A 15,491-nucleotide genomic window follows, 5' to 3' on the forward strand; every position below is an offset into this window, starting at 1 on the left:
TCAACGCGTCGTACTTCGTACGTCATATATGAGACGCGATATGCGAGATCCGAGAGCGGATACGCGACATCCGAGAGGCGCGCATGACCTCTGTGCCCACGCCGATCCCCTCCCGCACGCAGTACGTGCTGGAGGAGATCAAACGCCGCATCCTCACCGGACGGCTGACGCCCGGTCAGGCCCTGGTCGAGACCGAGCTCGCCGCGCAGTTCGGGGTCTCCAAGACCCCGGTGCGCGAGGCGCTCAAGACCCTGGCCGGCACCGGCCTGGTCGTCATGAGCCAGTACAAGGGCGTCACGGTGCGCATGGTGGACGCGGACATGGCGCGCGAGGTCTACGACGTACGCCTGCTCCTCGAACCCGAGGCGCTCCGGCGGGCCGTGCGCCGGGGCGCGTCCCTGGACGCCGCACGCGAGGCGCTGACCATGGCCGACGAGGCCGCCGACACCGCCGAACGGTCCCTGGCCAACCGGGAGTTCCACCGCGCCCTGTACCTGCCGTGCGGCAACCCGCTGCTCGGCCGAATGCTCGACGAGGTCCGCGACCAGGCCGCCCTGGTCTCCGCCGTCGCCTGGGCGGCCTCGCCCTCCTGGGAACGGGAGGCCGGCGAGCACCGCGAGATCCTGCGCCTCGCCCTGGCCGGCGACGCGGACGGTGCGGCCCGCGCCCTGCACGCCCACATCGCGTCCTTCGTGCACCGGGCGTTCCCCGAGACGGCCGAGGCGGACGCCCTCGAAGAGGCTCCGGCCGAGGAAGGTCAGGAATGAGCAGCGTGGCGTTCGAGACCCAGCGTGCGGCTCTGGCCGACGTGGTGGCCATCCCGGTGACCCCGTTCGCCGAGGACGGCGCCGTCGACCGCAGCGCTCACCGGGCCCTGGTGCGCCGGCTGCTCGACGGCGGGATCACCACCCTCACCCCGAACGGCAACACCGGCGAGTTCTACGCCCTCACCCCCGAGGAGCGCCGCCTGGTCACCGAGCTGACCGTCGACGAGGCGGGCGGGCGGGCCGTGATCCTCGCCGGCGTCGGGCACGACGTGCCGACCGCCGTCGCCTCCGCACGCCACGCCCGGGATGTGGGCGCGCAGATGGTGATGGTCCACCAGCCCGTCCACCCCTATGTCTCGCAGAGCGGCTGGGTCGACTACCACCGCGCCATCGCCGGGTCCGTGCCCGAACTGGGCGTCGTCCCGTACATCCGCAACGCGCAGCTGCACGGCGAGCGCCTGGCCGAGCTCGCCGACGCCTGCCCGAACGTCATCGGGGTCAAGTACGCCGTCCCGGACGCCGCCCGCTTCGCGGCGTTCGCGCGGGACGCCGGCCTGGAGCGCTTCGTCTGGGTCGCCGGACTCGCCGAGCCCTACGCGCCCTCCTACTTCTCCGCGGGCGCCACCGGCTTCACCTCGGGCCTCGTGAACGTCGCCCCGGCCGTCTCGCTGAACATGATCGAAGCGCTTCGATCAGGGGACTACCCGGCCGCGATGAAAGTGTGGGAACAGATCAGACGGTTCGAGGAGCTGCGGGCCGCCAACGGTTCCGCCGACAACGTCACCGTCGTCAAGGAGGCCCTCTCCGCACTGGGACTGTGCCGCCGTGAGGTGCGCCCGCCGAGCCGGTCGCTGCCCGAGGACGAGCGGTCCGAGGTCGCGGCGATCGTGGCGGGATGGTCCATATGAAGCGCTTCGACGAGCAGGGCGAAAAACGCCCCGAGGAGCTCAGGAGCCACCAGTGGTACGGCGCGGAGGGCCTGCGTTCCTTCAGCCACCGCGCCCGCACCCGCCAGCTCGGCTACCTTCCCGAGGAGCATCTCGGCAAGCCGGTCATCGCGATCCTCAACACCTGGTCCGACATCAACCCCTGCCACGTCCACCTGCGCGACCGCGCGCAGGCCGTGAAGCGGGGCGTGTGGCAGGCGGGCGGCTTCCCCCTGGAATTCCCGGTCTCCACGCTCAGCGAGACCTTCCAGAAGCCCACCCCGATGCTCTACCGCAACCTCCTGTCGATGGAGACCGAGGAACTGCTGCGCTCCTACCCGGTCGACGGGGCCGTGTTGATGGGCGGCTGCGACAAGACCACGCCGGCCCTGCTGATGGGCGCGGCGAGCGTCGACCTGCCGACCGTCTTCGTGCCCGCCGGGCCTATGCTGCCGGGCCACTGGCGCAGCGAGGTCCTCGGCTCGGGCACCGACATGTGGAAGTACTGGGACGACCGGCGGGCCGGCCTCATCGGCGACTGCGAGCTGGCCGAGCTGGAGAGCGGCCTCGCCCGCTCGCCGGGCCACTGCATGACGATGGGCACCGCGTCCACGCTGACGGCCGCGGCGGAGGCGCTGGGCGTGACCGTCCCGGGGGCGTCGAGCATCCCGGCCGTGGACTCCGGGCACGACCGGATGGCGGCCGCAGCCGGTCTGCGCATCGTCGAACTGGTCCGTCGTGACCGCAGGTTGAGCGACATCCTCACCGCGGAGGCCTTCGAGGACGCGGTGACGACCGTCCTGGGCCTCGGCGGCTCGACCAACGCGGTGATCCATCTGATCGCCATGGCGGGACGCGCGGGCGTCGAGCTCGCCCTGGACGACTTCGACCGCATCGCCCGCACGGTCCCCGTCCTCGCCAACGTCCGGCCCGGCGGCCAGAAGTACCTCATGGAGGACTTCCACTTCGCCGGCGGCCTGCCCGGCTTCCTCTCCCGGATCACGGACCTGCTCCATCTGGACCGGCCGACCGTCTCGCACGACACCCTGCGCGAGCAGCTCGCCGGCGCGCGGGTGCACGACGACGACGTCATCCGCCCCCGCGACAACCCGGTGGCGAGCGAGGGCGGGGTCGCCGTGCTGCGCGGCAACCTCTGCCCGGACGGCGCGGTCATCAAGCACATCGCCGCCGAGCCCCACCTGCTCAAGCACACCGGTCCCGCGGTCGTCTTCGACGACTACCGGACCATGCAGCGCACCATCGACGACCCCGGGCTGGGAATCACCGCCGACACCGTCCTGGTCCTGCGTGGCTCCGGCCCCAAGGGAGGCCCGGGCATGCCCGAGTACGGCATGCTGCCCATCCCCGACCACCTCCTCAAGCAGGGGGTGAGGGACATGGTGCGCATCTCCGACGCCCGGATGAGCGGGACGAGTTACGGCACCTGCGTGCTGCACGTGGCGCCCGAGTCGTACGTCGGCGGGCCCCTCGCCCTGGTCCGCACGGGCGACTCGATCACCCTCGACGTCGAGGCCCGCTCCCTGCGACTCCATGTGGACGACGAGGAGCTGGAGCGGCGCAGGGCGCGGTGGACGCCGCCGCCCACCCGGTACGAGCGCGGCTACGGCGCGCTCTACAACGAACAGATCACCCAGGCGGACACCGGCTGCGACTTCGAGTTCCTGGCCCGCGCGGGCAAGGTCGCGGACCCCTACGCGGGCTGACGGCCGCCGCTCGGGAGGGCACACGTCTGCCCGTGCAGAAAGCGCTTCACCCGTACCGAGAGACGCACCGAGAGACGCACCGAGAGACGCACCGAGAGACGCACCGAGAACGGAGAACGGTCATGGCCCAAGCCGCAGCGGTGGCGAAACCGCCGGCGCCACCCCGGCGGCGTCGTGCCTCCGCCACGCCCCGCAGGCTGCCGTACCTGCTGATCGCGCCGGCGGCCCTGCTGATGCTGGGCTTCATCGCCTACCCGGTCGTCAGCGTCTTCTACTACAGCCTGCAGAACTTCAACCCCACCAAACCGTGGCGCAACGGCTACGCGGGCTTCGGCAACTTCGTCCATGTCTTCACCGACGACCCGCAGTTCTGGGACACGCTGACCTTCAGCGCGAAGTGGGTGTTCGTCGAGGTCGGACTGCAGCTGCTGTTCGGCCTGGCGCTGGCGCTGATCGTCAACCAGACCTTTGCCGGCCGTGCGCTCGGCCGGGCGCTGGTGTTCTCGCCCTGGGCGGTCTCGGGCGTGCTGACCTCCGCGATCTGGGTGCTGCTCTACAACTCACAGACCGGCGTCACCCGTTACCTCGCGGACATGGGGATCGGCGAGTACGGCGCCAGCTGGCTGTCGGACACCTCCACCGTCTTCCCGGCGGTGATCGTCGCCGACCTGTGGCGCGGCGTCCCGTTCTTCGCGATCCTCATCCTCGCCGACCTCCAGTCCGTCTCCAAGGACCTGTACGAGGCCGCCGAGGTCGACGGAGCGAGCCGGATCAAGCAGTTCTGGCACATCACCCTGCCCCACCTGAAGGACGCCATCGTCCTGTCCACGCTGCTGCGCGCGGTGTGGGAGTTCAACAACGTCGACCTGCTCTACACGCTCACCGGCGGCGGGCCCGCGGGGGAGACCACCACGCTCCCGCTCTACATCGCCAACACCAGCGTCGACGCCCACAACTTCGGCTACGCGTCCGCCCTCACCACGGTCGCGTTCGTGATCCTGCTCTTCTGCTCGATGGTCTATCTGCGGCTGAGCAAGTTCGGAGGAGGCGACAAGTGATCACCAAGGAGGCCACCGAGGTCGCGCCCGTCCCCGTGCGCGTGCCCGCCGCGGCGGACCGGCAGCCGCCCGGCCGCAAGCGCGCCTGGGACGAGGCCCCGCGCTGGCAGATCTACCTTCCCCTGGGCATCTACCTGGTGTTCACCCTTGTCCCCTTCTACTGGATCCTGCTGTTCGCGCTCCGCCCGGCCGGCTCGACCTCGCTCGTGCCGTGGCCGATGACCTTCGACCACTTCGAGAAGGTCTGGAACGAGCGTGACTTCGGGATCTACTTCCAGAACAGCGTGATCACCGGCGTGGCCACGCTGCTGCTCACCACCGGGGTCGCCCTGGCCGGCGGCTACGCCCTAGCCCGCTTCGACTTCAGGATCAAGCGCGGGTTCATGCTCGCCCTGCTGTGCACCCAGTTCGTGCCGGGCGCGCTGCTCCTCGTGCCGCTCTTCCAGATCTTCGCCGAGCTCAAGATGATCAACTCGCTGGCCAGCGTCATCATCGCCGAGACGGTCTTCCAGCTGCCCCTGTCGATGATCCTGATCAGCGGTTTCATCCGGAACGTCCCGTACTCCCTGGAGGAGGCCGCCTGGGTCGACGGCTGCGGCCGGCTCACCGCCTTCCGCATCGTCGTCCTGCCGCTGCTGCGGCCCGGACTGATCGCCGTCGGCTCCTTCGCCTTCGTGCACGCCTGGAACCACTTCCTCTTCGCCCTGATGTTCCTGTCCGACCAGACCAAGCAGACGATCCCGGTCGGCCTGAACACCCTGATGAGCGCCGACAGCGTCGACCTGGGCGCGCTGGCCGCGGGCGGCATCATCGCCGCCGTCCCCGTGGTGCTCGTCTTCGCCTTCATCCAGAAGTGGCTGATCACCGGCTTCAGCGCGGGGGCGGTGAAGGGATGAACGCCCCCCGGACCGCGGTCGCCGCCGTCGTCGCCGCACCGGCGGGGCCGCGCGCAGCCCTCGACGGGGGCGGCGGGCGCGAGCTCACGGTGGACGCCGGCCGGACGCCTACCCTGCATCAAAAGATCGACGGCGCCGCGGTGACCGACCACGAGGTGGCACGCGGCGCGGGCGCAGGGAGGATCCCATGAACACCTCGGACACCGCCGTCCCCATCGTCCTCGCGGGCGCGCGCGGCCACGGCCGCTGGCACCTGGACAACATCCGCAGGCTCCAGGACAAGGGCATCGTCCGGCTGGCGGGCGTCTGCGAGCTGACCCCGCTGACCCCGGCCGAGCTCCCCGAGGGTCTCGGCGCGCCCGAGCAGTCCGCCGACTTCGGGTCGCTGCTGGAGACGACCGGCGCCCGCGTCGCCGTCGTCTGCACCCCGATCCCCACCCACACCGACCTCGCGCTGATCGCGGCCGCCAAGGGCGTGCACCTGCTCCTGGAGAAGCCGCCCGCCCCGTCCTACGCCGAGTTCCGCAGGATGGCCGACGGGGTCGCGCGGGCCGGCGTGGCCTGCCAGATCGGCTTCCAGTCGCTGGGTTCGCACGCCGTGCCCGCGATCCGCACGCTGATCGCGGACGGCGCGATCGGCGAGGTGACAGGAGTCGGCGGCGCCGGGGCCTGGGCGCGCGCCCAGGCGTACTACCGGCGGGCGCCCTGGGCGGGCCGACGGCGGCTGAACGGCGTCGACGTGATCGACGGAGCGCTCACCAACCCGCTGGCGCACGCCGTCGCCACCGCCCTCGCACTGGCCGGCGCCACCCGCGCCGAGGACGTCGCCCGCATCGAGACCGAGCTGGCGCACGCCAACGCCATCGAGTCCGACGACACCTCCTGCGTCCGGGTGAGCACCACCGACGGCCGGCACGTCGTCGTCGCGGCCACGCTGTGCGCCGAGGACCCCGACGACCCCTACGTCGTCGTCCACGGCAGCCGCGGCCGGATCACCTACTGGTACAAGCAGGACCGCGTGCTGCTCCAGCGGGCCGGCCACGGCCCCGAGGAGTTCGAGTACGGCAGCACCGACCTGCTGGAGAACCTCGTCGAGCACCTCACCGACGGGACGCCGCTGCTCGTCCCGCCCGCCGCGACCGAGTCGTTCATGCGGGTCGTCGAGGCGATCCGGACGGCCCCCGACCCGGTTCAGCTGCCCGAGCAGGCCTGGCGCCTGCTGCCCGACGAGGACCGGCGCGTCGTCCCCGGCGTCGACGGCCTGGTCGCGGCCGCCGCCGACACCCTCTGCCTCTACTCCGAACTGGGCGCCCCGTGGGCGTTCCCGACCGTGCATCCGAAAGAGGTGAGCCCCTGATGACCGCACCGGCACCCGACTCACCGGTCGTCCTGCGTGTCGCCGGCCGCCCGGTCGCCCGCTACGTCACCCGGCCCGAGCTGCCCGCCCGGCTCTCTCCGCGCCCCTGTCTGCACCCCGTCACCACCCTGGCCGGCACGGTGGTCACCGAGTTCAGCCCCGCCGACCACACCCACCACCTCGGCGTCGGTGTAGCCGTACCCGACGTCGAGGGGCACAACTTCTGGGGCGGCCGCACCTATGTCCGCGACCGGGGCCCGACCGAGCTGGACGATCACGGCGTCCAGCGGCACTGCTCGTTCCAGCTCCGCGACCCCGACGGCTTCATCGAGGAGCTGCGCTGGGTCGCCTCGGGGACCGAGCTGCTGCGCGAGCGCCGTACCGTGGCGGCCACCGAACTCACCTCCACGGCCTGGGCGTTGGACTTCACTTTCTCCCTGACCAATGTCACGTCCGGCCCGCTGTCCATCGGCAGCCCGGCGACGAACGGACGCCCCGGAGCGGCCTACGGCGGCTTCTTCTGGCGGGCCAGGAAGGAGGCCACGCCCCCCGACGCCTTCACCGCGGCCACGGAGGGCGAGGCGGCCGTCCACGGCGCCCGCGCCGACTGGCTCGCCCTGACCGGACCGGGCTCCCCGCGCACGGCCGGAGCCGGGAACGGCGCAGGGTGGACCCTCGTCTTCGCGGGCGCCACCGACGCCACCCGCCGCGACCCCTGGCTCGTGCGCACCGCCGAGTACCCGGGCGTCGGATCCTCGCTGGCCGGCGCCGCGCGGCTGCCGATCCCGCCCGGTGAGACGGCCGTGCGCCGGATCGTCACCGTCGTCGCCGACGGCCGGTTGGACCGGGACGAGGCGGCGGCCCTGGTGCGGAAGGCGGTCAGCCAGTGAGGCGCGACCCGCACGAGCAGCGCGCGACGGACGGGCAGCACCAGGCGGACGAGACGGGCGGGGCGTATGCGCCGGACGAGACGAATGCGCTCTACGAGACGAATGCGCCGTACGGGACGTATACGAACCCGATCCTGGACGCCGACTGGTCCGACCCCGACGTCGTGCGCGTCGGCGACGACTTCCACCTCACCGCCTCCAGCTTCGGCCGCGCCCCCGGCCTGCCACTGCTGCACTCGCGCGACCTGGTCAACTGGACGCTGGTCGGTCACGCCCTCGAACGCCTCGAACCGGACGACGAGTTCAGTACCCCGCGCCACGACTGCGGGGTCTGGGCGCCCTCCCTGCGCCACCACGACGACCGCTTCTGGATCTTCTGGGGCGACCCGGACCGGGGCGTCTTCCAGGTCAACGCCCCTGAGATCAGGGGTCCTTGGACCCGTCCCCATCTGGTGAAGGCGGGCAAGGGGCTCATCGACCCCTGCCCGCTGTGGGACGACGAGAGCGGCGAGGCCTATCTGGTGCACGCCTGGGCGAAGTCCCGGGCGGGCGTGAAGAACCGGCTCACCGGCCACCGTATGCACCCCGAGGGGACGGCCGTCCTGGACGAGGGCAAGGTGATCGTCGACGGGGACCGGATCCCCGGCTGGTTCACCCTCGAAGGGCCGAAGCTCTACCGGCACGACGGCTGGTTCTTCATCCTCGCCCCCGCCGGCGGAGTGGAGACCGGGTGGCAGGGAGCGTTACGCGCCCGCGACTTCTTCGGCCCCTACGAGGAGCGCATCGTCCTGGAGCAGGGGGACACCGACGTCAACGGCCCCCACCAGGGAGGCTGGGTGCGCACCCGGTCCGGCGAGGACTGGTTCGTGCACTTCCAGCAGCGCGGCGCCTACGGCAGGGTCGTCCATCTGCAGCCGATGCGGTGGGGCCCGGACGGGTGGCCGGTCATCGGCGACGAGGGCGCCCCCGTCCGGGAGCACCGGCGGCCCGCGCTGCCCGCCCAGCCGCCGGCCGCGCCCGCCGTCGACGACGACTTCCCCGGCGGACGCTTCGGCCGCCAGTGGTCGTGGACGGCCAACCCCCGGGACGGCTGGGCGATCCGGCACTCCGCCGACGGGCTGCGGCTGACCTGCGTGCGGACGGCCGGCGCGCACGATCTGCGCACCCTGCCGAACGTCCTCACCCAGCGACTGCCCGGTCGCCCCTCGGCCGTCGAGGTCGGCCTGCGGCTGCACACCGAGGAGCCGGGGGCCCGCGCCGGACTCGCGGTCCTCGGGGACGCGTTCGGCTGGATCGGCCTTCGGCGCGCCGCCGACGGCGCCGTCCACCTGGTGCACCGGTTCGCCGAGCCGGTCGCCGACCGCGAACGGGACGCCGCCCACCCCCTGACCGTCCCCGAGGGCCGGGTGCGGCTGCGGATCGAGATCGGCGCCGGAGCGCGCTGCCGTTTCGCGTACGACGTCGGCGACGGCCCGGTGCACTCGGGCCCGGTCTTCGCCGCCGCCCCCTGGCGCTGGGTCGGCGCCCTGCTCGGCCTCTTCGCCCTCGCGCCCCTCGGAACGGGACACGCGGGGGCGGCCACGTTCGACGAGTTCCGGATCAGACCCCTCTGACCCCTCAGTTCTGCACGCCCTTGGGAGCCGCACATGACGCACTCCGTGGCAAGCGCTTGCCGAGTCCGGTCCCGGCCCGGTGACGCCGACGCGTACCCCGACGTGAACCACCTCGAGGGCGCGGACGGCCGGGCGCCGTACGGCCGCGCCACCCACTGACCCCCCACAACTTCATATGTCCGTTGGGATCCAGAAGAAGAGAGCCGACCACATGAAGAGCAGCATCCGCAGAAGCAGACGAACCGCCCTGGCCGTCGCCCTGGGCTCCATGCTCGCGCTGACCGCCACCGCCTGCGGCGACGACGGCAGCGGCGCGGCCGGAGACAAGGGAGGCGACGGCTCCGGCAAGGGGGAGATCACCTTCTGGGACAACAACGGCGGCGTCCGCACCGACGTCTGGAAGGAGATCATCGCCGACTTCGAGAAGGCGAACCCGGACATCAAGGTCAAGTACGTCGGGGTGCCGTCCGACAGCGTCCAGTCCAAGTACGACACCGCCATCCAGGGCGGCGGTCTGCCCGACGTCGGCGGCGTGGGCACCGCGATGCTCGCCGAGATCGCCGCGCAGGGCGCCCTCGAACCGCTGGACGACCGCCTGGAGAAGAGCGAGCTGAGCGGCCAGCTGAACGCGAAGTTCCTGGACGGCGTCAAGGCCGCCGGGGTCGACGGCAAGACGTACAGCGTGCCGACCTCCGCCAACAACGGCACGCTCTGGTACCGCACGGACCTCTTCCGGAAGGCCGGTCTGGACGCCCCGACCACCTGGACGAAGTTCTACGAGGCGGCCGACAAGCTGACCGACAAGGACAAGAACGCCTTCGGCTACACCATCCGCGGCGGCTCCGGGTCGATCGCCCAGGCGCTCGACGCGACCTACGGGCAGAGCGGCATCACCGAGTTCTGGAACGGCGACAAGACCACGGTCGACGACCCGAAGAACGTGGCCGCGCTGGAGAAGTACGTCGGCCTGTACAAGAAGGACACCCCGTCCGCCGACGTCAACAACGACTTCACCAAGATGGTCGCCCAGTGGGACTCCGGCACCATCGGCATGCTGAGCCACAACCTGGGCTCCTTCGGCGACCACCAGAAGGCGCTGGCCGGCAAGTTCAAGGGCATCCCCGCGCCGACCCAGGACAACGGCACCCGGGTGCAGGTGTCCAACCCGGTCGACGGGCTGGGCCTGTTCAAGTCGAGCAAGAACAAGACCGCCGCCTGGAAGTTCATCGAGTTCGCCGCCTCGCACGAGTCCAACAGCAAGTGGAACAAGACGGCGGGACAGGTGCCGGCCAACCTGGAGGCCGCGCAGGACGGCTGGGTGCAGGCCTCCGAGCCGACCAGGCTGGCCGCCGAGGCGCTGACCGGCTCCACCACGAAGATCGTGCAGCTGCCCTACTACCTGCCCGACTGGAACACGATCTCCAAGGCCGACAACGAGCCGAACTTCCAGAAGGTGCTGCTGGGCAAGCAGAGCGCGAAGGACTTCCTGGACACGCTGGCCGACCAGCTGAACGCCGCGCAGGCCGACTGGAAGAAGAACCACAAGTAACCCGGGCGGACGCGGTCGCGGGGTGACCGCGCGCCGGTCGTCACCGGTCGCGCGGCCCCCGCGCCCCCCGGCACACCAACCGACCCCTCGAAAGGTGCATGTCGTGTCCCTGACCCGCAGACAGGTCACCTCGGCGGCGCTCGCCGCCCTCCCGCTCGGCGCGGCGGCCGCCGCCCCCGCCCGCGCCGGCGCCCGCCGGCCGAGAACCGTCTATCTCGCAGGCGACTCCACCGCCGCCCAGAAGTACTCCGACGCCGCGCCCGAGACCGGGTGGGGCATGGCGCTGCCCTTCTTCCTGCAGTCCGGCCTGCCCGTCGCCAACCACGCCGTGAACGGGCGCAGTTCCAAGAGCTTCATCGACGAGGGCCGGCTCGACGCCGTGCTCGCCGCGATCCGGCCGGGGGACTTTCTCCTGGTCCAGTTCGCCCACAACGACGAGAAGACCACCGACCCCGCCCGCTACACCGAGCCCTGGACGACGTACCAGGACTGTCTGCGCAGGTATCTCGACGGGGCCCGGGCCAAGGGCGCGCGGCCCGTGCTGGCCACGCCCGTCGAGCGGCGCAGGTTCGACGCGGCGGGCAGAGCGCTGCCCACGCACGGGGAGTACCCCGCCGCCATGCGCGCACTGGCCGCACAGGAGGGGGTGGCGCTGCTCGACATCCAGGCGCTGTCGCTGGCGCTCTGGCAGCGGCTGGGCGTGGAGGCGACGAAGACGTACTTCAACTGGACCGCGACCGAGCAGGACAACACCCACTTCAACCCGCCGGGCGCGATCGCCGTGGCGCGGCTCGTCGCCGGGGAGCTCCTGCGCACGCGCGTGTTCGCCCCGCGTGACGTGATCCGGCTGCACGACGCGGTCCCCACGTCCTGGATCACCTGGCCCGCCCCCCTTTCGTAACCGCTCTCGCGACAACTGCACCGCCTTTCCGCAGAGGAGACCCGCACAGTGCGCACACAGTCATGTCATGCACGCGTCACAGCAGCCCTGGTGGGGTGCACCGCGCTGGTGCTGTCCGTCACCGCGACGGCCTCCGCCCAGACGCCGCCGCACCCCTCGTCGTCCCGCGACCTCGGCCGGCAGGTCCTGGGCGCGAACGACGGCTGGGCCGCCTACGGGACCGGCACCACGGGCGGGTCGGCCGCCGACGCCGCCCACGTGTACACGGTCACCACCTGGGCCGAGTTCAAGGCGGCCCTCGCCGCCGGGGGCTCCGCACCGAAGATCGTCAGGGTGAAGGGCGTCATCGACGCCGTCGCCGAGGGATGCGACGCCTTCGCCGCGCCCGGCTACGACTTCGACGCCTACCTCGCCAAGTACGCGCCCGGGACCTGGGGACTGGACACCGATCTGAGCGCCGAGCCCGACGACAGCCCGGAGGGGCTGCGACGCGCCTCCGCCGCCGCCCAGGACCAGGCCATCAAGGCGAACGTCCCCGCCAACACCACCATCGTCGGCGTCGGGAGGAACGCCGGCTTCAAGGGCGCCAGCCTGCAGATCAAGGGCGTCGACAACGTGATCGTCCGCAACCTGGCCTTCGAGTCGCCCATCGACTGCTTCCCCCAGTGGGACCCGACCGACGGCGACAAGGGCAACTGGAACTCCGAGTACGACACCGCCGTCGTCTACGGCTCCACGCACGTGTGGCTGGACCACAACACGTTCACCGACGGCTCCCATCCGGACAGCGCCGCGCCGAGCTACTTCGGCATGCTCTACCAGCAGCACGACGGCGAACTGGACATCGTGCGCGGCGCCGACCTCGTCACCGCCTCCTGGAACGTCTTCAGCGAGCACGACAAGACGATCCTCATCGGCAACAGCGACAGCGAGTCGACCGCGGCCGGCGACCGCGGCCACCTGAGGACGACCTTCCACCACAACCTGTTCTCCGGCCTCGTCGAGCGCGCTCCCCGCGTCCGCTTCGGGCAGGTCGACTCCTACAACAACCACTTCGTCGCCGCCGGCGACTACTCCTACAGCTTCGGCATCGGCAAGGAGTCCCGGCTCGTCGCCGAGCACAACGCGTTCACGCTCCCGCAGGGGGTCAGCGCGGCCAAGGTGCTCAAGCGGTGGAACGTCTCGCCGCTGACCGCCGACGACAACTACGTCAACGGCGTGAAGACCGACCTGATCGCCGTGCACAACGCCGAGATCCCGGCCGAGACCCTGCAGTCCGGCGCCGGGTGGACGCCCACCCTCCGTACCGCGGTCGACCCGGCGAAGGCGGTTCCCCGGATCGTCGACTGCGGCGCCGGCGCCGGCCGTCTCGGCTGACCCGTACGACGGCCGGGGCGGCGCCCACCGCCCCGGCCCGCACCCCGCCGCCCCCCGGCCCGCACCCTTCCCGCGCCCGTGCACCGCCGTACCGCGAAGGAGCACCCGCATGCCCTCGCCCCACCCCCGACGTCCCCTGTCCAGAAGGGGATTCCTCGCCGCGAGCGCCGGCACGGCCGCCGCGCTCGGCCTGACCGCGTCGCCCGCACGGGCCGTCGGCGGCCGTCGGCCGTTCGGCTGCTTCGGCTCCCCGGCCGCCCGGCGCACGGCCCGCACCCTGTACGTCGACCCGCTCGGCCGGGGCGACCACACCACCGTCCGGGACGCCGTCGCAGCCGCCGCAGGCAGCGGCTGGACGCTGGTCCTCGCCCCCGGCGCCTACCGGGAGACGGTCGTCCTCGACGCCACCCGCACGGACGCCACCTGGATCGGCGCCTCCGAGGACCCGCGCGACGTCGTGATCGTCCACGACACCGCGGCGGGCACCCCCAAGCCCGGGGGCGGCACGTACGGCACCACCGGGTCCGCCACCACGACCCTGCAGGCCGACGGGTTCACCGCCCGCTGGATCACCTTCGCCAACGACTGGCTGCGCGCCGACCACCCCGACATCACCGGCACCCAGGCCGTCGCCGTCAAGGTCCAGGGCGACCGCTCCGCCTTCCATCACTGCCGCTTCCTCGGCCACCAGGACACCCTGTACGCCGACTCCCTCGCCCTCACCGCCTTCGCCCGCCAGTACTACGCGGACTGCTACGCCGAGGGGGACGTCGACTTCGTCTTCGGCCGGGCCACCGCCGTATACGAGCGCTGCCACTTCCGCACCCTGAACCGGACCGACCTGGCCGCGGCCCCCTACGGGTTCGTCTTCGCGCCCTCGACGGCGGGCGCCAACCCGTTCGGGTACCTGGTCGTCCGCAGCCGGATCAGCAGCGAGGCGCCGGACGCCTCCTACAAGCTGGCCCGCCCCTGGGTCCCCAGCTCCGACCCCACCGCCCGCCCGGCCCTCGTCGTCCGCGACACGCGTCTGAACGCCGGCATCGACGCGGTCGCCCCCTACACGAACATGTCGGCCTCCTTCCCGTGGCAGAGCCAGCGCTTCGCCGAGTACCGCAACAGCGGGCCCGGGGCGCGGATCACCGTCCCCGAGAACCGTCCCCAACTCACCGCGGAGCAGGCACGGTCGGCATCCCGTGCGGCCTGCCTCGGGGACTGGGAGCCCTGGCGGGGGGAGTGCTGAGATGCTGCGCCGACGCACCCTCCTCGCGGGCCTGGCGAGCGGCCTGACCGTCGCCGCCGCAGGCGCCCCCGCCCTGGCGGGCACGGGCCGCCAGATGCTGCACGTCCGCCCCGGCGACTCCCTCCAGGCCGCCGTGGACGCCGTCGACGGACCCGGACGGACGATCGTCGTGCACCCCGGCACCTACCGCGAAGTGGTCAACGTGCCCGCCGACAAGGGCGAGTTGACGATACGCGGCGCCTCCCGCGACGCGCGCGCCGCGGTCCTCGTCTTCGGCAACGCGGCCGGGACGCCGAAACCCGACGGGTCCGGCCCCTACGGCACGGCCGGCTCCGCCACCTTCACGTCCTCCGCGCCCGGCCTCACCGTCCGCGACCTCACCCTCGCCAACGACTGGCTGCGCGCCGACCACCCGGAGACCACCGGCACCCAGGCGGTGGCCGCCTACGTCACCGGCGACCGCACGCACTTCGACCACGTCCGCCTCCTCGCCCACCAGGACACCCTCTTCGCGGACACCGCCGCGCTGGACGCCTTCGACCGGCAGTACTTCCACCGCTGCCACATCGAGGGCGACGTCGACTTCGTCTTCGGGCGCGGCCGGGCCGTCTTCGACGCCTGCCACTTCCACACCCTGCGGCGGGACGTGCCCTTCACCCCCAAGGGCATGGTCTTCGCCCCGGCCACCGCCCGGGCGAACCCCTACGGCTTCCTCGCCGTGCGCGGCCGGATCACCTCCGGCGCCGAGGACGCCGCCTACAAGATCGCCAGGCCCTGGGTGCCGTCGTACGAGACGACCGCCTGGCCCTCGCTCGTCGTGCGGGACACCTGGATCGGTCCGGGGATCGACGCGATGACCCCGTACGCCAACATGCGCGACGCCTATCCGTGGCAAGCCATGCGCTTTCGCGAGCACGCCAACACCGGCCCGGGCGCGGTCGTCTCCGCCCCGGAGAACCGGCCGCAGCTGACCGCCGCGGAGGCGGCCGTGCACACCCGGCGCACGTATCTGGGGGACTGGCGGCCGTATGGGCGTTCGTGACCCGGCCCGCGGCCGACGGGCGTCCCCGGGGCCTTCCCGGGCGCCGGTCCAAGGCGTCTGCGACCGGGGCTTCTCCCCGGCGTGGCGAGCGCCGCCGCGCCCAGGCCGGTGCCGTTCCTCGACGGCGGCCTCGATCCCGGATCGGCCACGC

14 protein-coding genes are annotated in these 15,491 nt (G+C 72.1%); all 14 read left to right on the forward strand.

All coding sequences use genetic code 11. The features are described from left to right. Positions 1-83: 83 nt before the first annotated feature. The 14 genes from BG482_RS23825 (at position 84) to BG482_RS23890 (ending at position 15,340) form a co-directional block, all read left to right on the forward strand. Positions 84-767, forward strand: a complete 684-nt coding sequence (locus BG482_RS23825; protein WP_069771151.1) for a GntR family transcriptional regulator — start codon at positions 84-86, stop codon at positions 765-767. After that, positions 764-1,675: a dihydrodipicolinate synthase family protein gene (locus BG482_RS23830; RefSeq protein ID WP_069771152.1), complete on the forward strand. Its 912-nt coding sequence runs from the start codon at positions 764-766 to the stop codon at positions 1,673-1,675. Before BG482_RS23825 ends, BG482_RS23830 begins: the two co-directional genes overlap by 4 nt. Then, on the forward strand, positions 1,663-3,417 hold the full coding sequence (araD, locus tag BG482_RS23835) for an L-arabinonate dehydratase (protein WP_370745863.1): 1,755 nt from the start codon (positions 1,663-1,665) through the stop codon (positions 3,415-3,417). The genes BG482_RS23830 and araD overlap by 13 nt, the downstream gene beginning before the upstream one ends. A gap of 122 nt (positions 3,418-3,539) precedes the next feature. Continuing rightward, positions 3,540-4,475 (forward strand): carbohydrate ABC transporter permease, encoded by a 936-nt coding sequence (locus BG482_RS23840; protein ID WP_069771154.1) that lies wholly within the window; start codon positions 3,540-3,542, stop codon positions 4,473-4,475. Beyond that, positions 4,472-5,371, forward strand: a complete 900-nt coding sequence (locus BG482_RS23845; protein WP_069771155.1) for a carbohydrate ABC transporter permease — start codon at positions 4,472-4,474, stop codon at positions 5,369-5,371. The genes BG482_RS23840 and BG482_RS23845 overlap by 4 nt, the downstream gene beginning before the upstream one ends. Next, entirely contained in the window at positions 5,368-5,562 is a 195-nt protein-coding gene (locus BG482_RS23850) for a hypothetical protein (RefSeq protein WP_069771156.1), read from the forward strand. The genes BG482_RS23845 and BG482_RS23850 overlap by 4 nt, the downstream gene beginning before the upstream one ends. Continuing rightward, a complete protein-coding gene (locus BG482_RS23855) occupies positions 5,559-6,728 on the forward strand; it encodes a Gfo/Idh/MocA family protein (protein ID WP_069771157.1) in 1,170 nt (389 codons plus the stop codon). The genes BG482_RS23850 and BG482_RS23855 overlap by 4 nt, the downstream gene beginning before the upstream one ends. After that, positions 6,728-7,618: a PmoA family protein gene (locus BG482_RS23860; protein WP_069771158.1), complete on the forward strand. Its 891-nt coding sequence runs from the start codon at positions 6,728-6,730 to the stop codon at positions 7,616-7,618. Before BG482_RS23855 ends, BG482_RS23860 begins: the two co-directional genes overlap by 1 nt. Before the next feature lie 131 nt (positions 7,619-7,749). Then, on the forward strand, positions 7,750-9,231 hold the full coding sequence (locus BG482_RS23865; protein ID WP_069771190.1) for a glycoside hydrolase 43 family protein: 1,482 nt from the start codon (positions 7,750-7,752) through the stop codon (positions 9,229-9,231). 211 nt (positions 9,232-9,442) lie between these two features. Then, positions 9,443-10,780, forward strand: coding sequence for a sugar ABC transporter substrate-binding protein (locus BG482_RS23870; protein WP_069771159.1), 1,338 nt, complete (start codon positions 9,443-9,445; stop codon positions 10,778-10,780). A gap of 103 nt (positions 10,781-10,883) precedes the next feature. Further along, complete coding sequence (locus BG482_RS23875; protein ID WP_069771160.1) at positions 10,884-11,681, forward strand: rhamnogalacturonan acetylesterase; 798 nt, start codon at positions 10,884-10,886, stop codon at positions 11,679-11,681. Between the two features lie 48 nt (positions 11,682-11,729). Then, positions 11,730-13,058: a polysaccharide lyase family 1 protein gene (locus BG482_RS23880; protein ID WP_069771161.1), complete on the forward strand. Its 1,329-nt coding sequence runs from the start codon at positions 11,730-11,732 to the stop codon at positions 13,056-13,058. Positions 13,059-13,167: 109 nt separating this feature from the next. Further along, positions 13,168-14,298, forward strand: coding sequence for a pectinesterase family protein (locus BG482_RS23885; protein WP_069771162.1), 1,131 nt, complete (start codon positions 13,168-13,170; stop codon positions 14,296-14,298). Between the two features lie 4 nt (positions 14,299-14,302). Then, the gene (locus BG482_RS23890; RefSeq protein ID WP_069771191.1) at positions 14,303-15,340 is read left to right on the forward strand and encodes a pectinesterase family protein; all 1,038 of its coding nucleotides are present in this window, start codon (positions 14,303-14,305) and stop codon (positions 15,338-15,340) included. The last annotated feature ends 151 nt before the right edge of the window (positions 15,341-15,491 follow it).

The organism is Streptomyces sp. LUP30, assembly GCF_001746365.1.
GTDB lineage: Bacteria > Actinomycetota > Actinomycetes > Streptomycetales > Streptomycetaceae > Streptomyces.

What these genes read in the sequence shown, in the direction of transcription:
- araD (WP_370745863.1), top strand. Translation starts at nt 1,663, where the DNA reads ATGGTCCATATGAAGCGCTTCGACGAGCAGGGCGAAAAACGCCCCGAG.
- BG482_RS23860 (WP_069771158.1), top strand. Translation starts at nt 6,728, where the DNA reads ATGACCGCACCGGCACCCGACTCACCGGTCGTCCTGCGTGTCGCCGGC.
- BG482_RS23825 (WP_069771151.1), top strand. Translation starts at nt 84, where the DNA reads ATGACCTCTGTGCCCACGCCGATCCCCTCCCGCACGCAGTACGTGCTG.
- BG482_RS23855 (WP_069771157.1), top strand. Translation starts at nt 5,559, where the DNA reads ATGAACACCTCGGACACCGCCGTCCCCATCGTCCTCGCGGGCGCGCGC.
- BG482_RS23870 (WP_069771159.1), top strand. Translation starts at nt 9,443, where the DNA reads ATGAAGAGCAGCATCCGCAGAAGCAGACGAACCGCCCTGGCCGTCGCC.
- BG482_RS23840 (WP_069771154.1), top strand. Translation starts at nt 3,540, where the DNA reads ATGGCCCAAGCCGCAGCGGTGGCGAAACCGCCGGCGCCACCCCGGCGG.
- BG482_RS23850 (WP_069771156.1), top strand. Translation starts at nt 5,368, where the DNA reads ATGAACGCCCCCCGGACCGCGGTCGCCGCCGTCGTCGCCGCACCGGCG.
- BG482_RS23885 (WP_069771162.1), top strand. Translation starts at nt 13,168, where the DNA reads ATGCCCTCGCCCCACCCCCGACGTCCCCTGTCCAGAAGGGGATTCCTC.
- BG482_RS23830 (WP_069771152.1), top strand. Translation starts at nt 764, where the DNA reads ATGAGCAGCGTGGCGTTCGAGACCCAGCGTGCGGCTCTGGCCGACGTG.